Annotated in this window: 20 protein-coding genes; 10 read left to right on the top strand and 10 right to left on the bottom strand. The window is 59.9% G+C overall.

The window, feature by feature from the left end; genetic code table 11:
- Window positions 1-62 precede the first annotated feature (62 nt).
- The 5 genes from panB (at window position 63) to RYC18_RS13190 (ending at window position 5,985) form a co-directional block, all read left to right on the top strand.
- Window positions 63-863 carry a 3-methyl-2-oxobutanoate hydroxymethyltransferase gene (gene panB, locus RYC18_RS13170; protein WP_005745516.1) on the top strand — a complete coding sequence of 267 codons (801 nt, stop codon included), beginning with the start codon at window positions 63-65 and terminating at the stop codon, window positions 861-863.
- A complete protein-coding gene (gene panC, locus RYC18_RS13175; protein WP_004658627.1) occupies window positions 860-1,711 on the top strand; it encodes a pantoate--beta-alanine ligase in 852 nt (283 codons plus the stop codon). The genes panB and panC overlap by 4 nt, the downstream gene beginning before the upstream one ends.
- Window positions 1,712-1,964: 253 nt before the next feature.
- The gene (gene pgi, locus RYC18_RS13180; protein WP_005745513.1) at window positions 1,965-3,629 is read left to right on the top strand and encodes a glucose-6-phosphate isomerase; all 1,665 of its coding nucleotides are present in this window, start codon (window positions 1,965-1,967) and stop codon (window positions 3,627-3,629) included.
- 211 nt (window positions 3,630-3,840) lie between these two features.
- Window positions 3,841-4,710, top strand: a complete 870-nt coding sequence (locus RYC18_RS13185) for an oxygenase MpaB family protein (RefSeq protein WP_316886217.1) — start codon at window positions 3,841-3,843, stop codon at window positions 4,708-4,710.
- A 96-nt stretch (window positions 4,711-4,806) separates the two neighbouring features.
- Window positions 4,807-5,985: an acetyl-CoA C-acetyltransferase gene (locus RYC18_RS13190; protein ID WP_005745511.1), complete on the top strand. Its 1,179-nt coding sequence runs from the start codon at window positions 4,807-4,809 to the stop codon at window positions 5,983-5,985.
- Window positions 5,986-6,003: 18 nt separating this feature from the next.
- Here RYC18_RS13190 and RYC18_RS13195 read toward each other — a convergent pair whose 3' ends face one another.
- Genes RYC18_RS13195 through ptsP form a run of 3 tightly spaced genes read right to left on the bottom strand, consistent with a single transcriptional unit; the run spans window position 6,004 to window position 11,567 of the window.
- Complete coding sequence (locus RYC18_RS13195; protein WP_016981148.1) at window positions 6,004-7,746, bottom strand: PTS fructose-like transporter subunit IIB; 1,743 nt, start codon at window positions 7,744-7,746, stop codon at window positions 6,004-6,006.
- Window positions 7,747-7,758: 12 nt separating this feature from the next.
- Window positions 7,759-8,700, bottom strand: a complete 942-nt coding sequence (pfkB, locus tag RYC18_RS13200; RefSeq protein WP_005745508.1) for a 1-phosphofructokinase — start codon at window positions 8,698-8,700, stop codon at window positions 7,759-7,761.
- A complete protein-coding gene (gene ptsP / locus RYC18_RS13205) occupies window positions 8,700-11,567 on the bottom strand; it encodes a phosphoenolpyruvate--protein phosphotransferase (RefSeq protein ID WP_005745507.1) in 2,868 nt (955 codons plus the stop codon). The genes pfkB and ptsP overlap by 1 nt, the downstream gene beginning before the upstream one ends.
- Window positions 11,568-11,920: 353 nt before the next feature.
- Here ptsP and cra point away from each other — a divergent pair, with 353 nt between their 5' ends.
- A complete protein-coding gene (cra, locus tag RYC18_RS13210; protein WP_004658635.1) occupies window positions 11,921-12,916 on the top strand; it encodes a catabolite repressor/activator in 996 nt (331 codons plus the stop codon).
- Window positions 12,913-13,713 carry a TatD family hydrolase gene (locus tag RYC18_RS13215; protein ID WP_005745506.1) on the top strand — a complete coding sequence of 267 codons (801 nt, stop codon included), beginning with the start codon at window positions 12,913-12,915 and terminating at the stop codon, window positions 13,711-13,713. Before cra ends, RYC18_RS13215 begins: the two co-directional genes overlap by 4 nt.
- Window positions 13,714-13,747: 34 nt before the next feature.
- Here the strand turns inward: RYC18_RS13215 and ampE are convergent, their stop codons facing one another.
- The 3 genes from ampE to RYC18_RS13230 form a co-directional block, all read right to left on the bottom strand.
- Window positions 13,748-14,584 carry a regulatory signaling modulator protein AmpE gene (ampE, locus tag RYC18_RS13220; RefSeq protein ID WP_005745505.1) on the bottom strand — a complete coding sequence of 279 codons (837 nt, stop codon included), beginning with the start codon at window positions 14,582-14,584 and terminating at the stop codon, window positions 13,748-13,750.
- A 15-nt stretch (window positions 14,585-14,599) separates the two neighbouring features.
- Window positions 14,600-15,148: a 1,6-anhydro-N-acetylmuramyl-L-alanine amidase AmpD gene (gene ampD, locus RYC18_RS13225; protein ID WP_004658638.1), complete on the bottom strand. Its 549-nt coding sequence runs from the start codon at window positions 15,146-15,148 to the stop codon at window positions 14,600-14,602.
- A gap of 181 nt (window positions 15,149-15,329) precedes the next feature.
- On the bottom strand, window positions 15,330-17,585 hold the full coding sequence (locus tag RYC18_RS13230) for a DUF1631 domain-containing protein (RefSeq protein WP_005745504.1): 2,256 nt from the start codon (window positions 17,583-17,585) through the stop codon (window positions 15,330-15,332).
- Between the two features lie 351 nt (window positions 17,586-17,936).
- Here RYC18_RS13230 and nadC point away from each other — a divergent pair, with 351 nt between their 5' ends.
- From nadC to RYC18_RS13245, 3 genes are read left to right on the top strand one after another with little or no spacing between them, the layout of a single operon-like run.
- Window positions 17,937-18,785 (top strand): carboxylating nicotinate-nucleotide diphosphorylase, encoded by an 849-nt coding sequence (gene nadC / locus RYC18_RS13235; RefSeq protein ID WP_005745503.1) that lies wholly within the window; start codon window positions 17,937-17,939, stop codon window positions 18,783-18,785.
- Between the two features lie 45 nt (window positions 18,786-18,830).
- Window positions 18,831-19,907: a TIGR00266 family protein gene (locus RYC18_RS13240; protein ID WP_004667371.1), complete on the top strand. Its 1,077-nt coding sequence runs from the start codon at window positions 18,831-18,833 to the stop codon at window positions 19,905-19,907.
- A gap of 60 nt (window positions 19,908-19,967) precedes the next feature.
- Complete coding sequence (locus RYC18_RS13245) at window positions 19,968-21,209, top strand: VWA domain-containing protein (RefSeq protein WP_316886218.1); 1,242 nt, start codon at window positions 19,968-19,970, stop codon at window positions 21,207-21,209.
- Between the two features lie 369 nt (window positions 21,210-21,578).
- On the opposite strand, the gene RYC18_RS13250 is transcribed toward RYC18_RS13245, so the two are convergent.
- Genes RYC18_RS13250 through RYC18_RS13265 form a run of 4 tightly spaced genes read right to left on the bottom strand, consistent with a single transcriptional unit; the run spans window position 21,579 to window position 24,308 of the window.
- The gene (locus RYC18_RS13250; RefSeq protein WP_002552039.1) at window positions 21,579-22,157 is read right to left on the bottom strand and encodes a TerD family protein; all 579 of its coding nucleotides are present in this window, start codon (window positions 22,155-22,157) and stop codon (window positions 21,579-21,581) included.
- A gap of 37 nt (window positions 22,158-22,194) precedes the next feature.
- Window positions 22,195-22,770, bottom strand: a complete 576-nt coding sequence (locus RYC18_RS13255) for a TerD family protein (protein ID WP_002552038.1) — start codon at window positions 22,768-22,770, stop codon at window positions 22,195-22,197.
- 27 nt (window positions 22,771-22,797) lie between these two features.
- Window positions 22,798-23,832 (bottom strand): TerC/Alx family metal homeostasis membrane protein, encoded by a 1,035-nt coding sequence (locus tag RYC18_RS13260; RefSeq protein ID WP_004663703.1) that lies wholly within the window; start codon window positions 23,830-23,832, stop codon window positions 22,798-22,800.
- Between the two features lie 26 nt (window positions 23,833-23,858).
- The gene (locus RYC18_RS13265) at window positions 23,859-24,308 is read right to left on the bottom strand and encodes a tellurite resistance TerB family protein (protein WP_002552036.1); all 450 of its coding nucleotides are present in this window, start codon (window positions 24,306-24,308) and stop codon (window positions 23,859-23,861) included.
- Between the last annotated feature and the right edge of the window lie 17 nt (window positions 24,309-24,325).

Raw genomic sequence — 24,325 nt, forward strand, 5'->3', positions numbered from 1 at the left:
TTTCCAGGATGACTCTCACGCGCTGAACACCCGTCTTCACAGCGCCTGATGGAGGACTTTACATGCCGAACATAACCGTTACGTCGCTGCTGGCCATGAAGCAGAAGGGTGAGAAGATCACCATGCTGACCTGCTACGACGCAACCTTCGCCCACACGGCCTCCCAGGCGGGTGTCGAAGTGCTGCTGATAGGCGACTCGCTGGGCATGGTCCTGCAGGGTCACGACAGCACCCTGCCCGTCACGACCGCCGAAACCGCGTACCACGTTGCCTGTGTGAAACGCGGTAATCAGGGCGCGATGATTCTCGCTGACCTGCCGTTCATGGCCAACGCCACGCTGGAGCAAACCTTCATCAACAGCGCGACGCTGATGCAGGCAGGTGCGCACATGATCAAGGTCGAAGGCGCTGCATGGCTTGGCGAGTCGATCCGTTTGCTGGCAGAACGCGGCATCCCGGTGTGCGCACACATGGGCCTGACGCCGCAGGCAGTCAACGTACTGGGCGGCTATAAGGTTCAGGGTCGACTGGAAGCACAGGCACGGCAGATGCGTGCCGACGCGATCGCGCTGGAACAGGCGGGCGCAGCGATGATCCTGTTGGAGTGTGTGCCGAGCGAACTCGCCGAAGAAATCACCCAGGCGGTGAAAATTCCGGTCATCGGTATTGGCGCAGGCAGCGCTACCGACGGCCAGGTACTGGTGCTGCACGACATGCTGGGCCTGTCCATCAGCGGGCGCGTACCCAAATTCGTGAAAAACTTCATGACCGGTCAGCCCGATATCCAGTCGGCTATCCAGGCCTACGTGGCCGCGGTCAAAGACGTCAGCTTTCCAGCAACTGAACACGGATTCTCGGCATGAACACAGTAAAGACCGTACAGGAACTGCGTGCCGCCGTTGCGCGGGCACGCAGCGAAGGCAAACGGATCGCGTTGACCCCGACCATGGGCAACCTGCACAGCGGCCACGCCGCACTGGTTGCCAAGGCGGCCCAACGTGCCGACTTCGTGGTCGCCACCATTTTCGTCAATCCGCTGCAGTTCGGCCCCAACGAAGACTTGGCCACTTACCCTCGCACCCTGGCGGCCGATCAGGAAAAACTTCTGCAGGCCGGGTGCAACCTGCTGTTCACCCCAAGCGTCGAGGAAATGTACCCGCACGGCATGGCCGATCAGACGCTGGTCAGCGTGCCACACCTGTCGCAAGGCCTGTGCGGTGCGAGCCGTCCCGGCCATTTCGAGGGCGTTGCTACAGTCGTCAGCAAGCTCTTCAACATGGTGCAGCCAGACCTGGCGATTTTCGGCGAAAAAGACTTCCAGCAGCTGGCGGTGATTCGCGCCATGGTCCGTGACCTGAACATGCCGATCCAGATCATCGGAGAACCTACCGTGCGTGCCGACGACGGTCTGGCGCTGTCCTCGCGTAACGGTTATCTGAATGAAGCTCAGCGCGCTGCGGCACCCGCGCTGTATCAGGCCATCCGCCAGACTGCCGACGCGATCAGCGCAGGCGAGCAGGATTTCGACGCACTGCTGACGAGCAAGAAGCAGCAACTGGAGGCAGCCGGTTTTCGTATCGATTATCTGGAAATACGTGACGCCACCAGCCTGCGTCCGACCACTGCCGAAAATCGCGACGTGGTCATCCTCGCTGCCGCATTCCTGGGTAAAACCCGCCTGATCGACAATCTGCACCTGACCAGAAGCTGACGGGATGCGCCGGGGCAATGAACTAAGCCACACCGGCAATGCCATACCGGTACAGGTTGCCTGAACCACAACCGACAGCATTTGAGCGCAAGCCCCGGTTTCTTGTGTGCGAAAAAGTACCGGGGTCATGTAAGGCGAGGCGCAGACAAACGGGTACGCGAAGGGTAGTCTGCTATGTATAGCCCGTGAGAAAGCTTGCGACCTCGCCCCAAGAATATCCAAAGACAGAACCAGTTAAAGGAAACCCGCAGCGATGGCGTACTACCGCAATCCTTCCGATGTGACCGCTCTGCCCGCCTGGCAAGCGTTGAGCAAACACCGCCAGTCCATGCAGAATTTCAGCATGCGCGAAGCGTTCAATTCTGATCCGCAGCGCTTCAGCCAATTCACCCTCAGCAGCGCCGGTCTGTTTCTCGACTACTCCAAAAACCTGATCACCACCGAAACCCGTGATCTGTTGGTCAGCCTGGCGGGCGAAGTGAACCTCAAGGACGCCATCAAGGCTCAATACGATGGCGAGCTGGTCAACTCATCCGAAGGTCGCCCGGCGCTGCACACCGCTCTGCGCCGGCCGGTCGGCGACAAGTTGAAAGTCAACGGTGTCGATGTGATGCCGGACGTACACCGCGTACTCAATCAGATGACCGAACTGGTCGGCCGAATTCACGACGGTCTGTGGCGCGGTTACACCGAAAAGCCGATCACCGACGTGGTGAACATCGGCATCGGCGGCTCGTTCCTCGGCCCGGAGCTGGTCTCCGAAGCGCTGGTGGCCTACGCGCACAAAGGTGTGCGTTGCCATTACCTGGCGAACATCGATGGCAGCGAGTTTCATGAACTGTCGATGAAAATTCGCGCCGAGACCACGCTGTTCATCGTCTCGTCGAAGTCCTTCAACACGCTGGAAACCCTGAAAAACGCTCAGGCTGCACGCGCCTGGTACCTGGCGCAGGGCGGCTCCGAAGTTGAACTGCATCGCCACTTCATCGCGGTTTCCAGCAATAACGCGGCAGCCGTAGCCTTCGGCATCCGTGAAGAAAACATCTTCCCGATGTGGGACTGGGTTGGCGGTCGCTATTCGCTGTGGTCGGCCATCGGCCTGCCTATCGCGCTGGCTATCGGCATGTCCAACTTCAAGGAACTGCTGTCCGGCGCCTATACGATGGACCAGCATTTCCAGAGCGCCCCTTTCGAACAGAACATGCCGGTGCTGCTGGCGCTGCTGGGTGTCTGGTACGGCAACTTCTGGAATGCGCAAAGCCACGCGATCCTGCCGTACGACCACTACCTGCGTAACATCACCAAACACCTGCAACAACTGGACATGGAGTCCAACGGCAAGAGCGTCCGTCAGGACGGTACGCCAACCGCCACCGACACCGGCCCGGTCATCTGGGGCGGCGTGGGTGCCAACGGTCAGCATGCTTATCACCAGTTGCTGCATCAAGGCACACAGATGATTCCGGCCGACTTCATTGTGCCGATCGTCAGCTTCAACCCGGTTGCCGACCATCACCAGTGGCTGTATGCGAACTGCCTGTCACAGAGCCAGGCATTGATGATGGGCAAGACCCGCGCCGAAGCCGAAGCCGAGCTGCGCGAGAAGGGCATGAGCGAGGAAGAGGTGCAGAAACTGGCACCGCACAAGGTCATCCCCGGTAACCGTCCGAGCAACACCCTGGTGGTCGAACGCATCAGCCCTCGTCGTCTTGGCGCACTGGTGGCGATGTATGAGCACAAGGTGTTCGTGCAGAGCGTGATCTGGGGCACCAATGCCTTTGACCAATGGGGCGTGGAACTGGGCAAGGAGATGGGCAAGGCCGTGTACCAGCGTCTGACCGGCGGCACCGAAGAGCCGGCTGACGATGCATCGACCCAAGGGCTGATCAACTACTTCCGCGGCCGTCACCGCGGCTGATTTGTCCCTCTCATGGTGATGACCATCGTTCCCACGCTCTGCGTGGGAATGCCGTGCCTGATGCTCTGCGTCATAAAGAGGAAGCAAAGCGTCCAGAACTGCATGCCGACGCGGAGCGTCGGCACGATAGTCAGCCAGGCGATGAGCGCTCCGCGCTTCGAACGAGCTTCAGTCAGTTTTATACACGCCCTCCCCGATGCACGAGCACGACATGGAATTCATCCGCACCCGCATCGAAACCCAGGTCATCAGCCTTACCGGCCTGGCCCTGGGCCAGCTGGATCTGGAGAACCCCAAGGGCGACCCCGGTCTGTTTGGTCCTCAGGCAGTGTGCTGGAAGGTACACGGCGACTTCACCAGCATGCTGGTCGGCGGCATCAGCGCCTTGATGCTGCAGGCTTTGCACCCGCTGGCACTGGCGGGCATCTGGGACCACTCCAACTTTCGTCAGGACATGCTCGGCCGCCTGCGGCGCACCGGGCAGTTTCTGTCCGGCACTACCTACGGCTCCACGCGAGATGCCAACTGGCTGATCGACAAGGTGCGCAACATTCATCTCAATATCGTCGGCACCGCGCCCGATGGCCGGCCGTATGCCGCCAGCGATCCGGATTTGCTGACCTGGGTGCATGTGGCCGAAGTCAGCAGCTTTCTCGCAGCCCACTTGCGCTACTTCAACCCGGATATGTCGCTCGCCGATCAGGACGCGTACTACGCTGAAACAGCGCTGGTTGCCGAACGGCTCGGGGCTCGTAATGCTCCGCGCTCACGTCAGGCCATCGCTGATTATCTGGCAGACATTCGCGGGCAACTGGTATGTGACGAACGCAGTCACGAAGTGCTGCGCCTGCTGCTCGATGCCCCTGCGCCCAACTGGCTGGCCAAGCCTTTCGGCGTGTTGATGATGCGTGCCGGTATCGACTTGCTGCCGGACTGGGCCAGCGAAATGCTCGATATTACCCAGGGTCCCGTGCAGCGCCGGATGATCCGCCTGGGCGTCAACAACACCGCGCCCATTTTGCGTTGGGCCGTACGGGACGGATCAGCGCAACGTGCCAGACGCCGCATGGACGTTACGTAAAGGTTTTCGGCAAAACGTGACCGAGCGGTTCACGGTTGGAACCTGCCTGCCTATCTGTGCCACCATGAGCTCTCAATAACAATGAGGATCAGCACCATGCAGGACGTCGTTATCGTCGCCGCCACCCGTACCGCCGTCGGCAGTTTTCAGGGTTCTCTGGCTGCCATTGCTGCTGTAGATCTTGGCGCTGCAGTCATTCGTCAACTGCTGGTGCAGACCGGCGTGGACGGCGCGCAAGTCGATGAAGTCATCATGGGCCAGGTGCTCACCGCCGGCGCAGGCCAGAACCCGGCGCGACAGGCCGCCATCAAGGCGGGCCTGCCCTTCTCGGTACCGGCCATGACCCTGAACAAAGTCTGCGGCTCGGGTCTCAAGGCACTGCACCTGGCGACCCAGGCGATTCGCTGCGGTGATGCCGAGGTCATCATTGCTGGCGGCCAGGAAAACATGAGCCTGTCCAACTACGTACTGCCGGGCGCACGCACCGGTTTGCGCATGGGCCACACCAGCATGGTCGACACCATGATCACTGATGGTCTGTGGGATGCATTCAATGACTACCACATGGGCATCACCGCCGAGAACCTCGCGCAGCAGTACGACATCAGCCGTGAAGCCCAGGATCAGTTCGCTGCCCTGTCTCAGCAAAAAGCGATTGCGGCCATTGAAGGCGGGCGCTTTGTCGATGAGATCACCCCGATCCTGATCCCTCAGCGCAAGGGCGAGCCATTATCATTCGCCACTGACGAACAGCCCCGCGCTGGCACCACGGCCGAAACACTCGGCAAACTCAAACCTGCGTTCAAGAAGGACGGCACCGTCACCGCTGGTAACGCGTCTTCGCTCAACGACGGTGCCGCCGCCGTGATGCTGATGAGCGCGGCCAAAGCCGAGCAGTTGGGCCTGCCAGTGCTGGCGCGCGTCGCCGGATACGCCAACGCAGGTGTCGACCCGGCCATCATGGGCATCGGCCCGGTCAGTGCAACCCGACGCTGTCTGGACAAGGCTGGCTGGACGCTGGACGAGCTGGACCTGATCGAAGCCAACGAAGCCTTTGCCGCACAGTCGCTGTCGGTCGGCAAGGAACTGGGGCTGGACCCGCAAAAGCTCAACGTCAATGGTGGCGCCATCGCCCTTGGCCACCCGATTGGCGCGTCGGGCTGCCGCGTGCTGGTGACGTTGCTGCACGAGATGATCAGGCGCGATGCCAAGAAGGGCCTGGCCACGCTGTGCATCGGCGGTGGCCAGGGGGTTGCCCTCGCGCTGGCACGCTGAGGGCGCTTACTATCTTAATCAGGCGCCTGCGGGCGCCACTTCCATGTCCACCGGCTCTGGACGCTTGATCAGCGCGTAGACCACGCCGGTCAGCACGCTACCGGCGATAATCGCCAGCAGATACAACAGCGCATGGTTTATGGCGTTGGGGATCAGCATCACAAACAGGCCGCCGTGTGGCGCCATCAGTTTGCAGCCGAAGTACATCGACAATGCACCGGTCAGCGCGCCACCCACGACACTGGCCGGAATCACCCGCAACGGATCCTTGGCGGCAAACGGAATGGCGCCTTCGGAAATAAAGCACAGCCCCAGCACGAACGCCGCCTTGCCTGCCTCTCGCTCGCTCTGGGCAAACTTGCGACGGGCCAGAATCGTGGCGATGCCCATACCGATGGGCGGCACCATACCGGCAGCCATGGCAGTGGCCATCGGCGCGTAGCTCTGGGACGCCAGCAGACCGACCGAGAACGCATAGGACGCCTTGTTGATCGGCCCGCCAAGGTCGACGCACATCATTGCACCCAGCACCACGCCCAGCAGAATGGCGTTGGTGGTACCCATGCTGTCGAGGAAGTGTGTCAACGCTTCCAGCATGCCCGCAACCGGCTTGCCGACCACGTAGATCATCACCAGACCGGTGAACAGGCTCGACAGCAACGGGATGATCAGAATCGGCTTGAGCGCTTCGACGCTGGCTGGCAGGCGTGCATAGCGGTTGATCGCCGCAGCGCTGTAACCGGCCAGAAAACCGGCAATGATACCGCCAATGAAGCCGGCCCCCAGCGTACTCGCCAGCAGACCACCGATCATGCCAGGCGCAAGCCCCGGGCGATCAGCAATCGAATACGCGATGTAACCGGCCAGCAGTGGCACCATGAGTTTGAACGCAGCTTCCCCGCCGATCTGCATCAAGGCTGCCGCCAGCGTGCCTTGCTCTTTGAACGCGGTAATGCCGAACACAAACGACAGGGCGATCAACAGACCGCCTGCCACCACCATCGGCAGCATGAACGAAACACCGGTCAGCAGGTGCTTGTACACACCTGCCTTTTCTTGCCTGGCAGGTGATTGGGCAGCAGCCTCGTCAGACTCTACCTGACCTTCTGCCAAGGCTTTTTTCAATGTTGCTTCGGACTGCTTGAGCGCGATCCCGGTGCCACACCGGTAGATTTTCTTGCCTGCAAAACGATCAGTATTGACTTCGATATCTGCCGCCAGCAGCACCACGTCAGCCTCGGCAATGGCCTTGGCGCTGAGCGGGTTGCGCGCGCCGACCGAGCCCTGGGTTTCGACTTGAAGGTCGTAATTCAGACGCTTGGCTGCTTGCTGGATGGCTTCGGCGGCCATGAACGTGTGCGCAACCCCGGTCGGGCAGGCGGTGATCGCAACAATGCGCGGCTGCGCACCCGAGCTATCGGCTGCTTGAGGCGTGACCGCCTCAGACGCCGCATGCACCTGCGCTTCTCGCTCGGCGCGTTGCAGAAAACCGTCGACGTCCTGCAACGCATGGGCAGGCGAATCCTGAAAAAGACGTTTGCCGACAAAGCGGCTCAAATCCACAGGACCGGTATTGACCACCAGAACGAGGTCGGCGGCTTCGATGTCCTGAGCGGACAACTGCTGGTCCGATTTGTTGGGATCGATGATTTCGACGCTGGTTTCCCAGCCCTGGCGCAATGCCGCCGCTTCGAGCAATCGTGCGCTGAGTACGCTGCTGACCTTGCCGTTCGGGCAGGCCGTAACTATGGCTAACTTCATGACGATCCTCTCTTATTGTTCTGAAAGGCTGCGTACAGTGACGCCGCCTTCAAGCCGTTTGAGTTGCGCGGCATCGGTGATACCGAAACCGATCTGGGTCACTGCCATGGCGGCAATCGCTGTGGCAGTGCGCAAGGTCTTCTGCGGCTCTTGACCGGTGATCAAGCCGTGCACCATGCCTGCCAGCAGCGAGTCACCCGCACCGACCGTGCTGGCCACCGTGACCTTGGGCGGCAGCGAGTGCAGCGCCACACTTGGACTGAACCAGTGCACGCCTTCAGAGCCCTGAGAGATCACTACATGCTCGATGCCCTGCGTGTGCAGGCGAGCAGCCACTTCGGCTTGCGCGGCGATGGAAATGATCGGTGCGTCGAGCGCATCGGCCAGTTCTTCGGTGTTGGGCTTGATCAGCCACGGCCCGGCGGTAAGACCGGCGCGCAGGGCCAGGCCGCTGCTGTCCAGCGCTACTTTCAGACCGAGGTCCTTGAGCATCACCAGCAGTTTGTGCAGCCACTCCGGCGTGACACCACGCGGCAGGCTGCCAGCAACGACCACAACGTCGAAACCTGATGCAATCTGTTGCACACGGGCGAACAGCGCTTGCTGTGCCTCTTCACTGACCTGCGGGCCAGGACCGTTGAGGTCGGTGATGCGGCCACTGCCTTCGGCCAGCTTGATATTGCTGCGGGTTTCTCCCGGCACACGGACAAACTCGTCAACAAAGTTGCGACGTTCGAACAACGCCTCGAACGCTTGCTGGTTGTCGACACCGAGAAAACCGGCAACGGTCAGGTCGTGGCCCAGGTCAGCCAGCACCTGCGCCACATTCAGGCCTTTGCCCGCTGCGTGAGTGAGCATTGCATTGCTGCGGTTGACCTGGCCCAGTTCCAGCTGGCCCAACTGCACAGTCAGGTCCAGCGCCGGGTTCATGGTCAGGGTAAGAATCTTAGCCATTACACAGCCTCCACAAGCGCGCGAACTTCGGCGGCGCTGCCCGCCGTCAGCGCATTTTGCGCCAGTTGTTGCGCGCTGCTCAGGGTCAGCTCACGCACGCACGCCTTGACCTCGCCAATGCTGCGCGCCGAGACACTCAATTCATCCACGCCCAGCCCGACCAGAATCGGCACCGCCAGCGGGTCGGCGGCCAGTTCGCCGCACACGCCCACCCATTTGCCGTTGGCATGCGCAGCGCGCACGGTCATGTCGATCAGTTGCAGCACCGATGGGTGCAGGCCGTCAGCCTGAGCCGAAAGAGTCGGATGGCCGCGGTCGATGGCCATTGTGTACTGCGTCAGGTCGTTGGTGCCGATGCTGAAGAAGTCCACTTCCTTGGCCAGCACCGGGGCAATCAGAGCCGCCGATGGCACTTCGATCATGATCCCCAGTTGCAGGTCGCTGACCGGAATCTCCTCGCGCAACCGCTCGGTCATTTCCCGCGCCTGACGCCACTCTTCAAGCGTGCCGATCATTGGGAACATGATGCGCAGCGGGCCGCTGTCTGCCGCGCGTAACAGGGCGCGCAACTGGCTTTCCATGACATCCGGGCGTTGCAGGGTCAGGCGGATACCGCGTACGCCAAGGAACGGGTTTTCTTCTTTGGCGATCGGCCAGTAAGGCAGTGGTTTGTCGCCACCCACGTCCAGCGTACGCACCACCAGCGGGCGGCCACCCAGATCAGTCAGCACGCGACGGTATTCAGCTTCCTGCGTGGCTTCATCGGGGGCCTGAGAATGCGCCATGAACAGCAGCTCGGTGCGTAGCAGGCCAACGCCTTCCGCGCCCTGCTCCACAGCCGCTGGCGTCCCGGTGCTGTCGCCGATATTGGCGAAGACTTCGACGGCATGCCCATCACGCGTCACAGCAGGCTCCATACGCGCTGCCGCTGCGGCCTTGAGGCGCTCTTCGCGGGCATCACGGTCCTGAGCGGCGCGCTGCAAGGTTGCTTCGTCAGGTGCGACGGTCAGCCGCCCGCGCTGGCTGTCGAGCAGCAGCACGGTGCCTGGCTTGAACAGCAACACCTCGTCACCGGCACCGACCAGTGCGGGAATGCCCAACGCACGCGCCACGATGGCACTGTGCGCGGTCGCGCCGCCACGGGCGGTGAGGATGCCAGCGACCTGCGCCGGGTCCAGACGGGCTACGTCGGATGGGCCGACTTCGTCCATCACCAGAATGTAAGGTTCGTCCGGGGCCGCAACGGTTTCGACGCCGCAGATCTGCGCCAGCACGCGACGCCCCACATCACGCAGGTCGGCGGCACGCTCGGCCAGCAGTGCGTCCTGCAGTTGTTCCTGCTGAACGGCAGCGGTCTCGATGACCGTGGCCCAGGCCGCGGCCGCACTTTCGTCGTTGTTGAGGCGCGCCTCGACTTCGTTGGTCAGTTCCGGGTCTTCGAGCATCTCCTGGTGGGTGATGAAGATTTCCCGGATGGCCTTGGACTTGCTGCGCTGAATGAGGTTTTCGATGTCGCTGCGGACTTCACCGATCGCCTTGTGCAGACGCTCGCGTTCGGCAGCCACAGACTCACCCTGCTGCGGATAATCAAAGCTTTGCAGCACCTGAACGTGGGCCGGGCCGATAGCAATGCCCGGCGAAGCAGGCACGGCCTGCAACACGCTGCCGGCAGCCGGGGCGTTGAGCGGCTTGGCTACAGCAGCAGGCGCTGGCGCAGCTTGAGCCTCTGAAGCAACGGGCAACGGTTCGACTTCTTCACCCAGGCCCTGCTCCACTGCGGCGATCAGGGCTGGCAACGCGTCGTCGGCGATGCTCGGCTCGGCAATGAATTCCAGCGTCTGACCACGGCGCGCACCGAGGCTGAGCAGCTTGCTCAGGCTCTTGGCCGACACCGCAGATTCACCGCTTTCCAGCACGCGCATGCGGATCTCGCCGTCAAACTCCTTGGCCAGTTGCGCCAGTATCTTCGCCGGACGGGCGTGCAGGCCGTGGGCGTTGGCCAGCTGGACGCGCTGGGTCGGCCATTCGGCAGGCACTTCGCCGCCCAGGGCTTCCAGTACAACGCGACTGTTGGTGGCGTGGCCCAACTCATGACCACGGCCTTCGATCAGCAACAGGCACAGACGCTCCAGCAGCGCCTGATGCGCCTCACCCAGACTGGCGAGACAGAACAGACCGGTCAGCGGCTGGCCCAGATAGCGGATAGGTTTGTCCGGCGTGACGAACGCCAGACCAGGACGTTTGACGGTTTGCTCGCTGTGCAGCCACCACAGGCCATCACCCAGCGACAACGCTTCAACCTGCTGCAGCACGGCAGCGAACCCGTTGCTCACGCAGTCGGCTTTGCGCAGCAGGCGTGCGCCGCGCCAGACCAGTTCTTCAAAATCGTCGGCCGATACGCCGAGGCTGATCATCTGTGCGTCGAGCGCCAGTTCCTGAGGTGCGCCCTGCAACAATTTGAGCAGGTCTTCCGGCGTCCTGGCTTCGCGCAGCGCCTGGCCCAGATCCTCTTCACCCAATGCGCGGGTCAACAGTTGCAGCAGACGCAAGTGCTCATCGGACTTGGCCGCAATACCAATCGCCAGATAGACCATTTGCCCGTCGCCCCAGTCCACCCCTTCGGGGAACTGCATCAGACGCACACCGGTGGTAACCACCAGATCGCGGGTTTCGGGAGTACCGTGCGGGATGGCGATGCCCTGACCGAGAAAGGTCGAGCCCTGCTGCTCACGGCTCATCAGCCCGGTGAGGTAGCCCTCGGCAACCAGGCCATCAGCGACCAGGTGGTCGGCAATCAGCTTAAGTGCGGCAGTTTTATCCACAGCCGACCGGGCCATGGATATTTGCTCCAGAGTGAGTTCGAGCATTGCCTTGACTCCTGTGCAGCGCCAAGGCGCCACCTGATTCTTGTTTTAATGACGATCACGTGATCGACAGCTTGGGGGATGCAAGCGATGCTTGTCCGGACATCGTATCGGACATCACTTTCATCTCGATTGCAGCAGACAACAGGCGTGCTGAATCGTTTAATCTACAATTGCCCGGCACGTTACTCGATTCTGGGGATTCATTGAAGCCCAGTCGGTCTGATCACTGTGGGACACTTCCCAAAATACTTGAAGCACATGGGAATTTCCTACGGTCTGGTGTAAAGATCATCGTCATAGCAAAAATAATTCGACTGTCCAGAGCCACTTACCTGACTAAAGGAAATTTCGGGGTGAAACTGAGCGATATCGCACGTCTGGCAGGTGTTTCTGTCACTACGGCCAGTTACGTGATCAATGGCAAGGCCGAACAACAACGCATCAGCCCGGCAACGGTCGAACGCGTCAAGGCAGTGGTCGAGCAGCACGACTTCCGACCCAACCCACAAGCGGCGGGCCTGCGCAGCCGTCATAGCAAAACGCTGGGCTTCATCCTGCCGGACCTGGAAAACCCCAGCTATGCGCGCATCGCCAAACTGCTTGAACAAGGCGCGCGCAGTCTCGGCTATCAACTGCTGATTGCCAGCTCCGATGACGACCCGGTCAGCGAACTACAGCTCTTGCAGCTTTTCCGTGCACGCCGTTGCGATGCGCTACTGGTCGCCAGTTGCTTGCCACCTGATGACGACAGCTACCGCGACTTGCAGCTCAAGGGCATGCCGATCATCGCCATCGACCGGGAAATGAATCCCGAATTTTTCTGCTCGGTAGTCAGCGACGACCATGACGCAAGCCTTCAACTGACCCGCAGCCTCTTGCAAACCCGACCGCGACACATCGCCCTGATCGGAGCACGCCCTGAGCTGAGCATCAGTCGCGCACGTGCCGCAGGCTTCGAACATGCACTCGACGGCTTTACCGGGGCCACCATCATCGAGCACGGCGAAGCGTTCAGCCGTCAGTGTGGCCAGCGTTTGATGACCGAGATGCTACAGCGTGAGGGGCATTTTCCCGATGCGCTGATCACCACGTCCTATGTGCTGCTGCAAGGCGTGTTCGATGTGCTGCAAAGTCAGGCACTGCAATCGACTCAATTGCATCTGGGAACCTTCGGCGATACACAACTGCTGGACTTCCTGCCGCTGCCCGTCAATGCCATGGCCCAGCAGCATCAGTTGATCGCCGACACGGCGCTGCGACTAGCCCTGGCCGCTATCGAGAAGGATACTTATCAGCCTGGTGTGCATGCCATTGCACGCGCCTTCAAGCAACGTATTCACGAGGTGTGAATGTGACGCTGATCGATACCCACACCCACCTGGACTTTGCGGATTTCGATGCCGACCGCGCCCAGGTCCTGGATAGCTGCCTGGCACTCGACGTGCAGCGCATCGTGGTGCTTGGGGTGTATCAGCGCAACTGGCAGCGGCTGTGGGAGCTGACCGAAGCAAACCCTGCCCTGCACGCAGCTTTCGGGCTGCATCCGGTGTATATCGATGAGCACCGGACCGAACATCTGAACGAGCTGGCGGACTGGCTGACGCGTCTACAAGGCCATCCGCAGCTGTGTGCAGTGGGCGAGATCGGTCTGGATTATTACGTCGAGCATCCGGACAAGCCACGTCAGCAGGAGCTCTTTGAAGCACAACTGCAATTGGCATCAGACTTCAAGCTGCCCGCCCTGCTGCATGTGCGCCGCAGTCACGCTGACGTAATTGCCGCCCTCAAACGCCACAAACTCAAACGCAGCGGCATCGTTCATGCCTTTGCAGGCAGTCGTGAAGAGGCGCGTGAATACATAAAGCTGGGTTTCAAACTGGGCCTCGGCGGCGCAGCGACATGGCCCCAGGCGCTGCGCATGCATCGTGTCATCGCCGAGCTGCCGCTGGACAGCGTCGTGCTGGAAACCGACTCACCGGACATGGCACCTGCCATGCATCCCTACTCGCGCAACAGCCCGCAGCACTTGCCTGACATTTGCCAAGCGCTCGCCGACCTGATGAAGATCCCCTCGGAGCGCCTGGCCCAGGCGAGCACCGAGAACGCCTGCGAGCTGTTCGGCTGGCCTCGTACGGCCAGCGCATAAGTCAAAATCGTTGTGTCAAAACTGCCGAGCCGAATCAGCGCAGCAGAGTCCACAACGCAAATCCTGCGTACCAGACAATTGCAGCACGAACCAGCAGCTCCCAGAGCATGTCGAGACTGGTGACACCTTGCGGACCGATCACCGGCGGCGGCACCTCGCTGGCAGCGCAACCCACACGCGTAATCAGCTGTGCGGCACTGATATTCCAGTTGAGCAGCTCGTGCAACATCACGCGACTCACGGCTACAAAGTTGCCGACCAGCGCAAAGCTTGCGGCGAGCAGCCTGACCGGCACCCATTCAAAGGCGTGGCGCAGTTGCCCTGCCCGCTCTACCAGTGCAGGTGTCGTGCCCTGTTCAGCGGCAAGCGCCAACAGCCTGTAGGCCAATGCCGCTACCGGGCCGAGCACGAAATACCAGAAAATAACGGCGAAGAAACTCTGAAACGCCTGCCAGAGCATGTAGCCCTGCACGCCGTGCAGCAATTGCTCGCCGTTATCTGCCTGCACACCCATGTCGCGACCGGCCACGTGCACCGCAGCCTGCGTATCACCACGCCTGCAGGCATCACGAAACGGCCCGAGTACCGCGATCAGGTCAACCCGACCCAGGCTGTAGATCAGCACCAGCAGGTGGATAGGCAGGACCAGCCAGCCGTAAGCCACCGAGCCGATGATGGTCAGTGCCAGTTGCAGCAGCAGGACAGGCACTAGAACCAGCAGCGCCAGCATGACCCAGGGACGTGCCGCCGTCCGCGGGCTGGCTTCGAGCCTGGCCAGCTCCTTCAGCCAGGGCCCGTCACGCTGAACGCGCTGACGCAGAGCCGAAAACTTCTCGACAAGAACGGCCAGCAGTAGCACCAGAAAACTCATTGTTCGTCCCTCACATCAATCCAGCAAAGCCGCTTGGAACCTGGCCCAGTCAAAAAAGGGGCCAGGGTCAGTCTTGCGTCCCGGCGCTATGTCACTGTGACCGCAGATGCGCTCGGGGGTGATTGCCACGAAAGCCCGACGCAATTGACGCGTCAGCTCGATCAGAGCGTCGTACTGCGCCTCGGTGAACGGCTGCTCGTCAGTTCCTTCCAGCTCAATGCCGACAGAGAAGTCATTACAGCCCTCACGCCCTTGAAAACTGGAAACCCCTGCGTGCCACGCGCGATCAAGACAGGAGACGAACTGAATGACCTCGCCATCACGTTCAATCAGAAAATGCGCTGAAACGCGCAGATCGGCAATCCCCACAAAGTAGGGATGCTCGGTGCTGTCGAGCTGGTTCTGAAAGAAAGCCTGCACTTTGCCGGTCTTGAATTGCGCAGGCGGCAGACTGATGTTGTGGATGACCAGCAGCGAGATTTCGCCTTCGGGTCGCGCATTGAAGTTGGGTGAAGGGCAATGCTGTACGCCATCGCACCAGCCGCTTGCGGAGTCCAGTTGCATGAGCGCTCCTTGAACGGGCGGATAAGTGGCGCTGATTATGCCCGCGACAGGAATGGATGTGGAGGTTTAGCCGTTGACCCGCGGTGTAGGAAACACGCTCTACACACCAGAGACGTGTGACGCAGATCGTCGAACTGCATGCCAACGCGGAGCGTCGGCAAGACGGTCAATCAGATAACGATCAGGCACCCTTGAGCTTGCGCAGGTTGCTGATGACCGACTCCAGTGCCCGGTCGAACAGCAGCGCATCATCGAGAATCCGCACGGCACCGCGCCGAAACTCGATGGCCAGACCGATACGGGTCTTTTCCAGGACTTTCATACCGGTTCGGTTGACGAACACATAGCGCCCGGTCGGCTCGACAATCGCGGTCAGTTTGCAGCGCAGCTTGTGCTCTTCATCTTCCTGAATCTCGACCCAGCAACCGACGCGCAATTTGTCGACCATCTGCAGACCGGCATCGTCGGCAGGCAGCTGCACAGTCGGCTCATTGAGCATCCGCTCTTCGGGTGTGACCAGAACGATTTCTTCAACAACGGCCATCATCGGCGGGCTTTCAACGAGCTGTGCGCCTGTCAACGACGTTTCACCACCTTGGGCATCCTCACCGCCTTCCTGCAAGCGCGAGAAGTGCTGAAACGCCTGAACATGCAGCGATTCCAGCTGGCTGAAGAATTCACTGGTGGCAAACGGGTCGAACGCAGCGCTGGTCAGGCCATCGCGCAGGGACTTGAGCAGCCCGGGCACCAGATCAAGCAAGCGCTGCAGCGCCTGGGGGTCGTCATGTTGTTCGACGCTCCAGATCAGCTCATCCATGGTTGCCAGTCCGGCCTGCCATTCGCTGGACTCTTCGCCATGCTTGAGGCAGGTTAGCAGAAGCACCTTGCTCCAGGCCTCCTGCAGCAGACGCACAACCACCTCCGGCAATGTGCGGCCCAGCAGGCGCTGATTCAACTCATGCTGCACCTGCTGCCGTGCCAGTTCGGCACGAGCGCGCCCCTCTTCGGCATCGCGGGTGCGCTGTTCAAGCAGCTCGCTGCGACGACGTTCGTCACTGGTGAACGCCAGAAAATCCGCCAGCAATTCAGAGAAGATTGCCGGATCATCGACAAAGTCATTGAGCAGGCGCTGCACGATCTGCTCGACGCGTTGATAAAGCGAGTCGCGCTGATAGTCATCACGGCTGCCCCAACCCAGCGCGGCAGTGGCAATTTCGTTGAGCAGGCGGCGGGCCGGATGGCTGCCGCGACTGAAAAAGCTTTTATCGAGCACCGCCACTTTGAGCATCGGAATCTGCAAGCGCCCGATCAGCGCACGCAATGAAGGCGTCAGGTTGCGATCATCAAGGATGAACTCGAAGAGCATGGCAATCAGGTTGATCACATCCTCGTCGCCGCCGCCAACAATCCTGGATTTGCCGGTTTTGACGTTGACTCGGGTCAGCAACTGTTCCAGCTGATTGCGCAGGTCAAAATCGTCTGCGGTGTCTTGAGACGGGACGTACTGCTGCAGGTGAGAAAGCAGGCGCAGCAGGTCCCTGCTGGAAATCGGCCGAACCTCGGCATTGGGCTCATGACGCGGAGCAAGGTTGCCGCGAACCTGCAGCAACAATTCCTGCAGGGCAGAGAAAACCTCTTGCACCCCCTTGTCGAGCTTGTCGGCGGCTTCATTCAGCCCAGGATCGGACATCTCGGAGACGCGATTCCTGGGAGCCGCCCGATCAGACGATCGACGGGCCGGCAGTGCTTTCATGTCCGGCAACACACCCGTGGCAATCAGCAGTTGATTGGCTTCACTGTAAAGGTGGTCAGTATTGGCCAGGACGTATTTCTCGAACAGCTTGAGAATGATCAGCTTGACCTTGATCTCGACGCCAAGGCTACGTCCTGCATCGAGGAAAAACCGGCACAGCATTGCCGGACCCAACGGGTTGGCATCCTCGGCGATGGTTTGCGGAATCAGAACATTCAGGCGGGCAGTGAGCTGGCCCAGCGCGAGGCTGTCGCGGCTCATGACCTTGCTGACCATGGCATCCACCGCCACAGTCTTCTCGAGATCATCGTTATGCACCAGCGCCAGCTTATCGAACGACACGGCGGTGGGCAGCACGGGCTCGTGAATCTGATACTGGCCCAAAGCCAGAAAAGACTCATAAAACTTGTCGAGGAAGCCACGCTCGATACTTTTACGCTTGAGGCGCAGGTCGCGCATGGCTTCAAAGAAGATGTTCTGATCAGTATTGCTGCGGGCGCGGTCAGCCATTTCGAACAGCGTATCGTCGGCGTTGTCGAACAGCGCCTGCAACGCATCCTTGAGCTGCTGGGCCGCCTTGTCGCGGACCTGCAACAACACAACAGGTAATCGGGCCAAAGGAGTACCGGCCCCCTGCGCGGGGAGCAGTTTGCTCAACGGCACTACTTTTTCGTCGTTCGGCATTACACCCCCTGACAGGAAACAACCTGAACCCCATCACAAACGTGGCTTGCTACCCTCGCACTGTGAAGCGACCCGCTTGGCCTTGCAAAACGTCAAAGTCATGACGTCAATTACAAGTCGGATTATCTTTCAAAACTTGTCATCAACGCCAGTGACACTTCTATGGTTGTCGTTGGAACTGTGACAAGGCACTCATATGCTGCGATAGACCGCGATATTCGCTTTCCATCGCAAACGAATTTGCCAAACCGACCAACTGCATGTTCTCAAGGCTGCACCGGAGCATCGCCGCAGGTGGGTTAGCGGTGTGCGGTGCCTTATACTCGGACGACTTTGCTACTGGAGCCCGCTATGCCGAATTTACGAATTGCCGACCTGACCGCCGAGATCGAAGCCAATGTGCGCCGCGCATTGCTTGAGGATGTCGGCAGCGGCGATATCACCGCCCAATTGATTCCGGCGGAACGGCTGGCCAAGGCCACCATCATTTCCCGCGATGCAGCGGTGATCGCCGGCACCGCATGGGTCGATACGGTCTTCCGCCAACTGGACCCTCGCGTGGCGGTGCACTGGCAGGTGACCGATGGCGACCGGGTCAGCCCGAATCAGGCGCTGTTTCACCTGGAAGGTCCGGCTCGCTCGCTGCTAACCGGCGAACGCAGCGCGCTCAATTTTCTGCAGATGCTCTCGGGTGTGGCCACGCGTGCACAGTACTTCGCAGACATGGTCTCGGGCACCCAGGTCAAATTGCTGGACACCCGCAAGACACTGCCGGGCCTGCGCCTGGCGCAAAAATACGCCGTCACCTGCGGTGGCTGTCATAACCATCGCATCGGTCTGTACGACGCGTTTCTGATCAAGGAAAACCATATCGCAGCCTGTGGCGGCATTGCCCAGGCAGTAGAGGCAGCCCACCGGATTGCGCCGGGCAAGCCTGTGGAAGTGGAGGTGGAAAGCCTGAGTGAACTCAAGCAGGCGCTGGACGCAGGTGCCAATATCATCATGCTCGATGAGCTCAGCCTCGATGACATGCGCGAAGCCGTGCGTCTGACCGCAGGCCGCGCCCGTCTGGAAGCCAGCGGCGGCATCAATGACGACACCCTGCGGGTAATTGCCGAGACCGGTGTGGATTACATTTCCATTGGTGCGATGACCAAGGACGTGAAGGCCGTGGACCTGTCCATGCGCCTGAGCCTCTGATATCGCGCACAAACGACTGTCACGATTCGCTCGGGAGTAGACGCTTTGGAACAATGGTTTGTGATGAATGCGGGCCGACAGCTTGGCCCGATGGATGCGGACGCTGCACGGCTGATTGCCCGTGAGTCGCCCGGCGCATGGTGCTGGAAACAGGGCATGCCGGACTGGCAGCCGATCTATCAGGTGGCGCAGGTGCGCGCCATGAAGAAGGACGGCGTGACGCCCTTCCCGGACCCGACGCCAGACATGATCCAGCCGAAGCCGTCCGGGCTGCCCGCACAGGCGGCATCCACACCTGCGGCACCTGCACCTCCTGCCAAGCGTCCCTCATTCACGCCAGACCCGAACGCCTCGGGCGGCTATGGCCTGGCGCAGACCACCGATGGCGTGGACTTCAAGCTGTACGGTGCGGAAACACAATTTGTCGAGCTGGAGCTTGATCCCGGCGAAAGCGCCGTCGCCGAAGCCGGGGCAATGATGTACAAGACCTGCGACGTGCAGATGGAAACCATTTTCGGCGACGGCAGCAACCAGTCTTCAGGGCTGCTGGGCTCGCTGTTCGGTGCAGGCAAACGCATGCTGACCGGCGAAAGCCTGTTCACCACGGTGTTTTCGCAACAGGGTTCGGGCAAAGGACGCGTGGCGTTTGCAGCGCCCTACCCCGGCACCATCCTGCCACTGAACCTGCGGGATTTCGGCGGCAAACTGATCTGCCAGAAGGACAGCTTTCTGGCCGGTGCCAAAGGTGTATCCATTGGTATCCAGTTTCAGAAAAAAATCCTCACTGGCCTGTTCGGTGGCGAAGGTTTCATTCTGCAAAAGCTGGAAGGCGACGGCTGGGTATTCGTGCACATGGGCGGCACAGTGCGCAAGATCGAGCTGGCGGCAGGTGAATCGCTGGATGTCGATACCGGATGTCTGGCGGCCATGACGCAGACAGTCGATTACGATATCCGCATGGTTGGTGGCGGCATCAAGTCGATGCTGTTCGGCGGCGAAGGCGTGTTTTTCGCCAGGCTGACCGGGCCTGGCACTGTGTGGCTGCAAAGCCTGCCCTTCTCACGACTGGCCGGGCGCATGCTGGCAGCAGGGCCTGCCGGGGTGGGCAGAAGCGAACGTTAACGTCAGCACATCGCCATTCGACCGAGGGCCATGCTGCGCCCTCACTGCCAAGGAAGAGACATGCAGATTACTCAAGGTCAACGCGTTCCCCTATCCAGCTTGGTTCAGGGCTCTGATCTCACCCTGTCGATTGCCATCAAGTCCGCACAGGTCATCGATTACGTCTGCTTCGGCGTCGATGCCAACGGCAAGCTGTCGGACGACCGCTACATGGTTTTCTTCAATCAGCCGAGCAGCCCCTGTAACAGCGTCAAACAAGTCAATGGCGGAGATTTTCAGCTATCGCTCGCGGGCTTGCCTGCCTCGATAGAGCGCTTGGTATTTACTGCGTCCATCGATGGTGCGGGCACCATGAGCGAGATTCAGGCGAGCCATTTCAGTATCCACAGTCAGGGCCGCGAAGTGGCTCGCGGTGAGTTCTCCGGCGCAACCTTCACCGCCGAAAAAGCCATCATGGTTGCCGACATCTATCGCAAGAACGGCGAGTGGCGCATCGCCTCAAATCTGCAGGGTTATAACGCCGGGCTGGACGCGCTGGTGATGCATTTCGGCGGCGAGGTGGCTGATGCTCCAGCACCCGCGCCAGCAGCACCCCCGCGTATTTCGCTGGAAAAGAAAATCGCTGACGCCGCGCCGCAATTGATAAGCCTGGCCAAGAAGGCTCAGGTCAGCCTGGAAAAAGCCAGACTGACCGATACCAAGGCCAGGGTTGGTCTGGTACTGGATGCGTCCGGTTCGATGAATCCGCAGTACACCCGCGGTCATGTTCAGGAAGTGGTAGATCGCCTGATTCCGCTTGCTGTGCATTTCGACGACGACGGCGCACTGGACTGCTGGGCTTTCGGGGCGAAGCCACAGCAGTTGAATGCGGTGACGCTGAGCAACTTTCAGAACTTCATCAGAACCGACCATGGCGGCTGGAAAGACTGGGAACTGGGCGCACGCATCAACGATGAGCCCAAGGCAATGCGCATGGTCATCGACTACTACAAGAAGTCCGGTGACAAGACTCCGGTCTACATCCTGTTCATCAGCGACGGCGGCGTGCATCAGGATCGCGAAATTACAAGGTTGATGACCGAAGCGGCGAAGCTGCCGATCTTCTGGCAGTTCGTCGGCCTTGGCGGACGCGGTTACGGCATTCTGGAAAAACTTGATGACCTGGGCGGTCGCGTTGTCGACAACTGCAACTTCTTCGCCCTCGACCGCCTGGACGAGATCCCGGAAGAAAAGCTTTATGACCTGCTGATGGAAGAGTTTCCCGACTGGCTGAAAGCGGCAAAGGGTGCAGGGATTTTGTAACGCATCGAGCTCTCAGCTATCGTACAACGCAGAGCGTCGAGAACTGCTTTCCCAGCCGGAGCCTGCGGAACAACAATCTTAACTATCTCAACTATCTCAACTATCTCAACTATCGTGCGACGCTCCGCGTCGCATGCCGTTCCGGACGCTCTGCGTCCTCTTTGCGACGCAGAGCGTCGAGAACTGCATTCCCACGCTGGAGCGTGCGGAACGATCATCAACTATCGCTCTTCTGCGTCCTCTTTGCGATGCAGAGCGTCGCAAGATGCGTCCTACGCTGGAGCGTGCGCAACGATAGCCTCGTAATCAGCCCCAATAAAAAACCCCCGCCATTGCTGGCAGGGGTTTTTGTCGTGCGCTGCTCGGGGTTTAGCCGATTGCCACGCCGTGCGCTTCTGCCAACGGCTTCAGGCCGCCTGCAAAGCCTTGGCCAATGGCCTTGAACTTGAACTCGTCGCCATTGCGGTAGAGCTCGCCGAAAATCATCGCGGTTTCGGTCGACGCGTCTTCCGACAGGTCGTAACGAGCGATTTCCTTGCCGTCAGCCTTGTTCACAACGCGAATGTAAGCGTTGGACACCTGACCAAAGCTCTGCTTGCGCTCTTCAGCCGAGTGGATAGTGACCGCAAAAACCAGCTTCTTGACCGCAGCAGCCAGACCGGTGAGTTTGACGTTTACCGACTCGTCATCACCATCGCCAGCGCCGGAACGGTTATCGCCCAAGTGCTCGACCGAGCCATCAGCCGATTTCTTGTTGTTGTAGAAAATGAAGCTGTTGTCATCCAACACCTTGCCACTTTCACCAACAATGAAGACCGATGCGTCCAGGTCGAACTCGGTGCCATCGGTAACACGTGGATCCCAGCCCAGGCCCACGGTGATTTCTGTCAGGCCCGGAGCCTCTTTCGACAGCGAAACGTTACCGCCTTTACTCAGACTTACTGCCATGTTCGTAATCCTTTCTGGAAAAATGGTTAGGCGCGAATCAGAAATTCATGCCGAAAGAGTTGGCCACAGCTTTCAGGCCACCGGCGAAGCCGCTACCCACTGCGCGGAACTTCCACTCGCCATTGTTGCGATACAGCTCGGCGAAGATCATCGCGGTTTCAGTCGAGGCGTCTTCCGCCAGGTCGTAGCGAACGATTTCCGAGCTGGATTTTTCATTCAGCACACGGATAAACGAGCCGCCCACCTGACCGAAGTTCTGCTTGCGGCTGTCAGCGTCGTGAATGGTCACAACGAAGACGATCTTGTCCACGTCAGCAGGAACGCTGGTCAGATTGACCTTGAGCACTTCGTCATCGCCATCACCAGCACCGGTACGGTTGTCACCGGTGTGCTCGACGGAACCATCGGCGCTCTTGAGCTGGTTGTAGAAAATGAAGTCAGCTTCACTGCGGACCTTGCCATTGGCGCCCAGCAGAAATGCGCTGGCGTCCAGGTCAAATTCCTGGCCGTCAGTGGCACGCGGATCCCAGCCCAGACCAATCAGTACATTGGTCAGGGTAGGGTCGGTTTTCGACAGCGAAAGGTTGCCACCTTTTTGCAGAGTCAAAGCCATGATTCGGTTATCTCCTTTATCCAGTGTTTACGCTTTTTCTTCAGCGGGTTCTTCTTTACCCGGGAAGAGCAGGCTTGCAACGATACCGATGATCAACACGACGACCACAACCAGCAGGCTGGTATTGGCGCTGATCTCGTAACCGTGGTGGAACAGGTGGTTGGTTGCGTTCAGGCCCAGTTTGATGGCGATGAAGAACAGCAAGGCGATAACCGCTTTCTCCAGATGCACCAGATAGCGCTTGAGGGCTTCAAGAACGAAGTACAGGGTACGCAGACCAAGAATCGCGAACAGCATGGCCGAGAACACGATCAGCGGCTCGCGGCTCACTGCAATGATTGCCGGCACGGAGTCGAACGCGAACAGCACGTCGGAGATTTCAGCCACAACCAGACACAGGAACAACGGGGTCGCAAACAGAGCGCCCTTGGCGGCCAGGGTGATACCGGCGTTTTCCGGTTTTTTGACTTCTTCTTCCAGAACCGAGCGACGGACGAAGAAGTTGCTGCCGTGCAGCTTCGGCCATACCGGGAACAGTTTCTTGGCGAAGCGATACGCCATGTGTTGCGAGTAGTCGACTTCTTCGTCGTCGTCATCACCCGCTCTGAGCATCATGATGGCTGTCCAGGCAACGATGACCGCAAACACCACTTCGACCCACGGCCCCAGGGCCAGCAGGCCTGTACCGATGGCGACGAAGATGCCGCGGAAGACGATGGCACCGATGATGCCCCAGTACAGAACGCGGTGGCGCAGGCCATCCGGGATCTTGAACCAGGAGAACAACGCCATGAACACGAACAGGTTGTCGACGCTCAGCACTTTTTCCAGCGCGTAACCGGTAACGAACAGCGTGGCGACTTCGGAGCCGTGCTGCACATACAGGAAACCGGCAAAAGCCAGCGAAATGGCGACCCAGAAAATCGACCACGCCGAGGCTTGCGCGAGGGTGATCGGCTTGTTTCCCCGGTGGGAGAACATGTCGATAGCCATGGCCGTAATGGCCAGGCCGACGAAAACCGCCATCGTGAGTGGAGGGAAGCCTAGAGAGGTGCTTTCCATTTAACTGCGTTCCTTAGGGTAAAAAATTACAGGTCGAAATCGGACGGGTTCAGGCCAAGCTCTCGGCAGATCGTGCGGCAGACTTCCCGCTCTTTCTCGTCGAAGCTGCCATCAGCGCCACCGATAGCACAGCAGACGCGCACCAGCAAACGGGCGGCATCTTCTTTCTTTTTGATCTTGCCGATGGTTTTCAACGCTTCGGCACGACCAATTTCAAAATCGAACTCGAACTTGGAGCACGCTTCCTGAAAACCCTGGATGACTTCCTTCATGTCAAAAACTTTCAGTTCCTGAGAGTTCTGGATGAAGCCAGCCATTTTCTGCTTTTCACTGGAGCTGATATCGCCGTCAGCGGCCGATACCAGCGCACAGCCGGAAACCACAGCTTCCATGAATTCGCGGTTCTTGAACTTCGAAACTTCCGAAGCCAGCTTGTCGCGAGCAGCCGTTGCGTTTGTTTTCAACCAGTCCAGCATGTCTATCTCCCATGAGG

This window comes from Pseudomonas syringae group sp. 247E2 (genome assembly GCF_032587795.1).
Taxonomy (GTDB): Bacteria; Pseudomonadota; Gammaproteobacteria; order Pseudomonadales; family Pseudomonadaceae; genus Aquipseudomonas; species Aquipseudomonas amygdali.

Excerpts from the sequence above, each read along its gene's own strand:
- RYC18_RS13195 (WP_016981148.1), bottom strand. The coding sequence starts at position 7,746 with ATGAAGTTAGCCATAGTTACGGCCTGCCCGAACGGCAAGGTCAGCAGC.
- pfkB (WP_005745508.1), bottom strand. The coding sequence starts at position 8,700 with ATGGCTAAGATTCTTACCCTGACCATGAACCCGGCGCTGGACCTGACT.
- panB (WP_005745516.1), top strand. The coding sequence starts at position 63 with ATGCCGAACATAACCGTTACGTCGCTGCTGGCCATGAAGCAGAAGGGT.
- RYC18_RS13255 (WP_002552038.1), bottom strand. The coding sequence starts at position 22,770 with ATGGCTTTGACTCTGCAAAAAGGTGGCAACCTTTCGCTGTCGAAAACC.
- RYC18_RS13190 (WP_005745511.1), top strand. The coding sequence starts at position 4,807 with ATGCAGGACGTCGTTATCGTCGCCGCCACCCGTACCGCCGTCGGCAGT.
- ampD (WP_004658638.1), bottom strand. The coding sequence starts at position 15,148 with ATGCAACTGGACTCCGCAAGCGGCTGGTGCGATGGCGTACAGCATTGC.
- RYC18_RS13230 (WP_005745504.1), bottom strand. The coding sequence starts at position 17,585 with ATGCCGAACGACGAAAAAGTAGTGCCGTTGAGCAAACTGCTCCCCGCG.
- RYC18_RS13185 (WP_316886217.1), top strand. The coding sequence starts at position 3,841 with ATGGAATTCATCCGCACCCGCATCGAAACCCAGGTCATCAGCCTTACC.
- ampE (WP_005745505.1), bottom strand. The coding sequence starts at position 14,584 with ATGAGTTTTCTGGTGCTACTGCTGGCCGTTCTTGTCGAGAAGTTTTCG.
- RYC18_RS13245 (WP_316886218.1), top strand. The coding sequence starts at position 19,968 with ATGCAGATTACTCAAGGTCAACGCGTTCCCCTATCCAGCTTGGTTCAG.
- RYC18_RS13260 (WP_004663703.1), bottom strand. The coding sequence starts at position 23,832 with ATGGAAAGCACCTCTCTAGGCTTCCCTCCACTCACGATGGCGGTTTTC.
- pgi (WP_005745513.1), top strand. The coding sequence starts at position 1,965 with ATGGCGTACTACCGCAATCCTTCCGATGTGACCGCTCTGCCCGCCTGG.
- ptsP (WP_005745507.1), bottom strand. The coding sequence starts at position 11,567 with ATGCTCGAACTCACTCTGGAGCAAATATCCATGGCCCGGTCGGCTGTG.
- nadC (WP_005745503.1), top strand. The coding sequence starts at position 17,937 with ATGCCGAATTTACGAATTGCCGACCTGACCGCCGAGATCGAAGCCAAT.
- RYC18_RS13265 (WP_002552036.1), bottom strand. The coding sequence starts at position 24,308 with ATGCTGGACTGGTTGAAAACAAACGCAACGGCTGCTCGCGACAAGCTG.
- RYC18_RS13250 (WP_002552039.1), bottom strand. The coding sequence starts at position 22,157 with ATGGCAGTAAGTCTGAGTAAAGGCGGTAACGTTTCGCTGTCGAAAGAG.
- panC (WP_004658627.1), top strand. The coding sequence starts at position 860 with ATGAACACAGTAAAGACCGTACAGGAACTGCGTGCCGCCGTTGCGCGG.